The 6320-nt window shown below is 57.2% G+C and carries 4 protein-coding genes; 2 read left to right on the top strand and 2 right to left on the bottom strand.

The features are described 5' to 3' along the window. Positions 1-1377: carboxypeptidase regulatory-like domain-containing protein (locus OR1_RS18290; RefSeq protein WP_193377113.1), on the top strand; the 1377-nt coding region annotated here is incomplete at its 5' end. Between the two features lie 60 nt (positions 1378-1437). Here OR1_RS18290 and trpE read toward each other — a convergent pair. Together trpE and OR1_RS18280 are read right to left on the bottom strand one after the other, a co-directional pair. Further along, positions 1438-2916 carry an anthranilate synthase component I gene (trpE, locus tag OR1_RS18285; protein ID WP_041974037.1) on the bottom strand — a complete coding sequence of 493 codons (1479 nt, stop codon included), beginning with the start codon at positions 2914-2916 and terminating at the stop codon, positions 1438-1440. Positions 2917-3018: 102 nt separating this feature from the next. Next, on the bottom strand, positions 3019-4200 hold the full coding sequence (locus OR1_RS18280) for an ATP-binding protein (protein WP_052440646.1): 1182 nt from the start codon (positions 4198-4200) through the stop codon (positions 3019-3021). Positions 4201-4350: 150 nt separating this feature from the next. Between OR1_RS18280 and htpG the strand changes: the two genes are divergently transcribed. Continuing rightward, a complete protein-coding gene (gene htpG, locus OR1_RS18275) occupies positions 4351-6297 on the top strand; it encodes a molecular chaperone HtpG (RefSeq protein WP_041974035.1) in 1947 nt (648 codons plus the stop codon). Positions 6298-6320: the final 23 nt, after the last annotated feature.

The following is a 6320-nucleotide window of genomic DNA, read 5'->3' as shown; positions in this document are numbered from 1 at the left end:
AAGGCCGGGCACGATACCTACTCTAACCCCAGCTACGTCATGACCTCTGACAAGACCGGCCAGTTATTCTATTTAACTTACTCACTCTCAGGCACCGTCCGTTCCGGGAGCGCCACTGGACCAGTGCTGGCCGGCGCCACAGTGTCCATTGCGGGCAAAACAACCACAACCAGCGCCACCGGTACCTTCGCCATTACCGGTATCACCAGGGGAACCTACTCCTTATCCATCTCAAAGACTGGATATGTTCCATATTCCAACCCCGCCTATCCCATGACCTTAAGCAAGACGGCACAGACATTCTACCTGACGCCCATAACCCATGCGCTGTCTGGCACCGTACTGTCCGGTAGCGCTACCGGACCGGTGCTGGCCGGAGCTACCGTAGCCATAGCGGGCAAGACGGCTATTACCAGCGCCACCGGCACCTTCTCCATAACCGGCATTCCAGAGGGCACCTATCCCCTCACTATCACCAAGGCCGGGCACGATACCTTCTCTAACCCTAGCTACGCCATGACCTCCGACAGGATTGGACAGCTATTCTTTTTAACTTACTCACTCTCAGGCACCGTCCGTTCCGGGAGCGCCACTGGACCAGTGCTGGCCGGCGCCACAGTGTCAATTGCGGGCAAAACAACCACAACCAGCGCTACTGGCACCTTCGCCATTACCGGTATATCCGCCGGCACTTACCCACTCACTATTTCCAAGACTGCATATTACACCTATACCAACCCAGCCTATGCTATGAACGCTAGTAAGACGGCACAGGTATTTACCATGGCTCCACTACCCACTTACACCCTTTCTGGGACCGTCCGTTCTGATGGTACCACTGGATTCGGAGTTGCTGGAGCCACCGTGGCCATTGCCGGCAAAACAGCCATTACCGGCACCACCGGCACGTTCTCCATAACTCAAATACCCTTGGGAAATTATCCGCTCAATATTTCCAAGACTGGATATTACACCTCCTCATATTCCTATGCCATGACTGCCAGCAAAACCGGGCAGCTATTTGTTATGAACCAGACAACCGCTACAATTGTTGGCAGCTGGCAGCTTTTTTTCGATTGGGATTGCGATGGGACCATCGGCATTGCAGGGGTAAGCTTCTTTTCAAACAATACCTTTTCCACGACGGATGGCGGTAGTGGAACTTGGAGTAAAACCGGATATCAGGTAAAGTTTACTTTCCCTAGTGGGACAGCATATACCGGTACTGTAGGGAACAACACAATGCAAGGCACCAGCATGACTCCTACTGGGTTTCTTGGATGCTGGAACGCAGTTTGGCAGACAAATACCCCTGCAGTTAGTCTCGAATCAATACGGGATGGGATATTCGATTCTAGCGGTAGCGCGGGGAAATGATTCCATTATGCAGTTGCCCGACCAGTAATATTCTGGTCGGGCAGAAGTTTCTAAGAACTTTCAGTCGAGCCCTCTTTCCGCGGTCTCGATGGCCCGCACCACTGCCATCGATTTGTTGACCGTTTCCTGCCATTCCGCTGCCGGGTCGGAATCGGCCACGATGCCGGCGCCGGCCTGCAGGTGGATCTTGCCGTCCTTGACCACCAGGGTCCGGATTGCAATGGCGAGGTCCATGTTCCCTGAGAACGAGAAATAGCCGACCGCGCCGCCGTAAATCTCCCTCTTCACCGGTTCCAACTCGTCGATGATCTCCATGGCCCTGACCTTGGGCGCCCCGGAAAGGGTCCCGGCCGGGAAGGTCGCCCGCACAAGGTCAAAGGCGTCACGGCCTCCGGCGATCTCGCCCTGGACGTTGGATACGATATGCATGACGTGTGAGTACCGCTCGACGACCATCAGTTCTGAGACCTTGACCGTCCCGGTCTTGCAGACCCGGCCGAGATCGTTCCGGCCGAGGTCCACCAGCATGACATGCTCGGCGCGTTCCTTGGGATCTGCCAGCAGCTCGTCGGCCAGCCGCAGGTCTTCGTCCAGGGTAGCGCCGCGCGGCCTGGTCCCGGCAATGGGGCGCAGTTCCACCCGGTCCCCTTCCTTGCGAACCATGACCTCGGGAGATGCCCCCACCACGATGGTGTCGTCCAACCGGAGAAAGAACATGTACGGCGAAGGGTTCAGGGTCCTGAGTACGCGGTAGATATCCAGCGGCTCAACGGTCAGATCCCCGGAAAACCGCTGCGAGAGCACCACCTGGATGATGTCGCCGGCGCGGACATACTCCTTGGCACTGGTCACCGACTGTTCGAACTCCTGCCTGCTCATGTTGGAGGCAAATTCGACCTTGCCGGCAGAGCTGCGGCCGGCGCATTGCTGCAGCGGCGTCTTCAGCTTGGCGATGATGGCGTCGATCTGGCCGACAGCCTCGGCATAGGCCGCTTCAGGAGATGCCGCATCGTCCAGATGGACGTTGGAAACCACCTTGATCTTCTGCCGGACATTGTCGAAAATGAGCATGGTGTCGGTGATGACGAAGTAGGAGTCCCACGCCCCAATGACAGCCGGTTTGTCCGATTCGAGCCGCTCGAAGTGGCGCACCATGTCGTAGCCGAGATACCCGACAGCGCCGCCGAAAAAGCGGGGCACCCCTTCGACCTCGACCGGGGTGAACCGGGCCAGATGGTCCCGGACAAAACCGAGCGGATCTTCGACCTGCAGCCGCTTCAGTGGAGCGCCATTCTCGACGATCTCCACGGTGTTGCCGGCCGTCCTGATAATTACCCCCGGGCTCGACCCGAGAAAGGTATAGCGCGCCCACTTCTCCCCCCCCTCGATACTCTCCAGCAGGAAGGAGTAGCGGCCGTCGTCGATCTTGCGGAACGCCGAAACCGGGGTGTCGAGATCGGCCATGATCTCCCGGTAGACCGGGATCAGGTTACCTTTGGCCGAAAGCCCTTGAAAAGTGTCAAAATCGGGATAATACATGCAGGTTCTCCGGAATCAACAAGGCAGGATGGGGATTGGGATTTTATCGAGCCGGGAAGCGTCCTCCCGGGCTGGTAACGGTACCACAGGGCAGGATCGGAATCAAGACAAATGGGGCTTAGCGTCGCGCGGCAACTCTGTCGGGGGAGTAATCGGGAGGGCAAAATAGAAGGTCGAACCGACTCCGGGCTCCCCCACTCCCCAGGTTCGCCCCTCATGGCGGTTGACGATGCGGCGCACCGTGGCCAGCCCGATGCCGGTGCCCTCGAACTCATTGGCATGATGCAGCCTCTGGAAGGTCCCGAACAGCCGGTCCGAATAGGTCATATCAAAGCCGACCCCGTTATCCTTCACGTAAAAGATATGTTCACCGTCAAGGTCATGGCAGCCGAATTCCACGGTCGCTTCATCCTTTTTGCTGGTGTATTTCCAGGCATTGCCCAGATAGTTCGCCAGCACGATCCGCAGCAGATGAGGGTCACCCCACGCCTCCATACCCTCGGCAATGGTACAGGAGATCCGCCGCTCCGGGTGAAGCTCCCGCAACTCGGCGACAACCTCGGTAGCGATCCTGGTCATGTCGAAATACTGGCAGTTCAGGGACCCGCTCGTGACCCTGGAAAGCTTCAGGAGGTCGTCGATCAGGAGCGCCATCCGCCGGGTAGCCTTGCAGACCCGGTCGAGATATTCCCGGCCGTTTACGTCAAGCGCGGCCTCGCACTCTTCCAGCAGCAGCCGGCTGAAACCTTCGATATGCCGCAACGGCGCCCTTAAGTCGTGGGAAACAGAATAGCTGAATGCCTCAAGCTCGTTATTCGCATTTTCCAGAGCATGGGCCCGCCTCTCAAGATCGTCGTTCAACCAGCCGATCTCTTCCTGGGCCTTGGACCGCTGGGCCACTTCCTCCCGGAGCAGCCGGTTGGACTCGGAAAGCTGCAGGGTCCGCTCCTGAACCCGCTGTTCAAGCTCCTGCGTCTTCTCTTCAAGGATTTTGGCCGCCTGTTTGCGCTCCGTTGAAATTTTCAGCAGCAGCCCGATTATGGCGGCAAGCAGTCCGAGGACGATAACCGCTCCCCATATCATGGCGGTATGATTTAGATAGCACAGTTCCGGATCGCTGCCGGCAATGCCGCCGGGCGAAGAATTGGCGCCAAAGGTACGGCCAACTGAAAGATAGTGGATCGAAACCGCTACCGCCAGGATAATGCCGGGAACACGACAAATCCGGATACAGCCATCCATCTGCTTGAAATAGTTATTGATTTGGCTTGCGGACTGCTTCATTTCTCGTTGTATGACTTTCTCTGATCATCCGACTGAAATTGTAATCTTTTGCTTAAGAATATAAATATACCATCTCCTCTTGCAATTCCCAGCCCCAATGATTATGTTTTTCACCTATCGACCAAAAACCAGCAGGAGGAGCCAGCAAGTATGTCCAAAGCAACCAAACAGTTCCAGACCGAAGTCCAGCAACTGCTCGATCTGGTGATCCACTCCCTGTACTCCAACCGGGATATCTTTCTCCGCGAACTGATCTCCAACGCCTCCGATGCCGTGGACAAGGTCCGCTTCGAGGCGCATTCCAACGAGTCGCTGCTCGAAGGGAATGCCGACTGGAAGATCAAGATCGTTCCGGACAAAGCGGCCGGGACCCTGACGATCAGAGACAACGGCATCGGCATGTCCATTGCCGAGGTGGAGGAAAACATCGGCACCATCGCCCGCTCCGGCACCAAGGCGTTCATGGAGAGCCTCAAAGGGAAGAACCTCGCTGAAAATCCGGAGCTGATCGGCCAGTTCGGCGTCGGCTTCTATTCGTCGTTCATGGTTGCCGACCGGGTTGAGATCGTCACCAGGAAGGCCGGCAGCCCCTCTGAAGGTTGCCGCTGGGAATCGACCGGCGACGGCTCCTACACGGTCGAGGACTGCACCAAGGAGAGTCGCGGCACCGATATCACCCTGCACCTGAAAGAGGAGATGAAGGAATACCTGGACGAATGGAAGATCAAGTCGATCGTCAAGAAATACTCCGACTACGTCCAGTACCCGATCTGCATGGACATCACCCGCACGGAGCCGGTCAAGGGGGTTGACGGCAAGGTCATCGAGGGTGGCGGCGATATCGAAACAACCACCGAAGAGACCCTCAACTCCATGAAGGCGATCTGGACCCGACCGAAGAGCGAGATCACCGAAGAGGAGTACGAGGAGTTCTACAAGCATATCTCCCACGACTATGACAAGCCGCTCAAGACCATCCACTACTCGGCCGAGGGGACCAGCGAGTTCCGTTCCATTCTCTACATCCCGTCGCACCGGCCGTTCGACCTCTTTTACCGGGACCAGAAAAAAGGGGTGCAGCTTTACGTCAAGAGGGTCTTTATCACCGACCACTGCGAAGAACTCCTCCCGGACTGGCTCAGGTTCATGAAAGGGGTGGTCGACTCCAGCGACCTGCCGCTCAACGTCTCACGCGAAATACTGCAGCAGGACCTGGAAATCAAGCGGATCCAGAAGAGCCTGGTCACCAAGACCATCTCCACCCTGACCGAAATGAAGGAAAAGGAGTTCGACGAATACCTCAAGTTCTACAAGGAGTTCGGCCCGGTACTGAAGGAAGGGCTGCATTTCGACTACGCCAACAAGGAGAAGCTCCAGGAACTGGCCCTGTTTGAAAGCTCCAAGACCGAGGCCGGCAGCTTCGTGTCGCTGAAGGAATACGTAGGCCGGATGCCGGAGGCGCAGAAAGAGATCTATTTCCTGACCGGCACCTCCCGCTCCACTGTGGAGAACTCGCCGCACATGGAGGCGCTGCGGAAAAAGGATTACGAGGTGCTGTTCCTGACCGACCCGGTTGACGAGTGGGTGACCCAGGCGCTGCACGAGTATGACGGCAAGAAGCTCAAGGCCGTGGACCGCGGCGACCTGGAACTCGACACCGAGGAGGAGAAGAAGGAGCAGGAGCAGAAGCGCGATGAGGCCAAGAAGCAATACGGCTCGCTGCTCGATTTCATCAAGGAGAAGCTCGACGACCGGGTCAAGGAGGTCAGGTTCTCCAGCCGGCTCACCGACAGCTCCTGCTGCCTGGTGGCGGACGAGTACGGCATCAACGCCAACATGGAGCGGATCATGAAAGCGATGAACCAGGATGTCCCGGAATCGAAGCGGGTCCTGGAACTGAACCCGGACCACCCGATCGTCAGCGTCATGGGTAAGCTTTTCGAGAAGGACAAGGAAAGCCCGCGCCTGGCAGACTACTGCGAACTCCTTTTCGACCAGGCGCTGTTGACCGAAGGATCGCCGATCAAAGACCCGCTCAGGTTCACCCGGCTGGTGTCCGAGCTGATGGTTGCCGACGGCAAGGGTCTGGTGGGCTGATTACCAAGGCTTTACAGACATAT

Source organism: Geobacter sp. OR-1 (genome assembly GCF_000813145.1).
In the GTDB taxonomy this organism is placed as follows: Bacteria; Desulfobacterota; Desulfuromonadia; order Geobacterales; family DSM-12255; genus Geoanaerobacter.
Note: the sequence above shows the minus strand (reverse complement) of the source record. Positions and strands in the feature narration are given on the sequence as shown.

Coding starts and splice junctions, on each gene's coding strand:
- trpE (WP_041974037.1), bottom strand. CDS start 2,916: ATGTATTATCCCGATTTTGACACTTTTCAAGGGCTTTCGGCCAAAGGT.
- OR1_RS18280 (WP_052440646.1), bottom strand. CDS start 4,200: ATGAAGCAGTCCGCAAGCCAAATCAATAACTATTTCAAGCAGATGGAT.
- htpG (WP_041974035.1), top strand. CDS start 4,351: ATGTCCAAAGCAACCAAACAGTTCCAGACCGAAGTCCAGCAACTGCTC.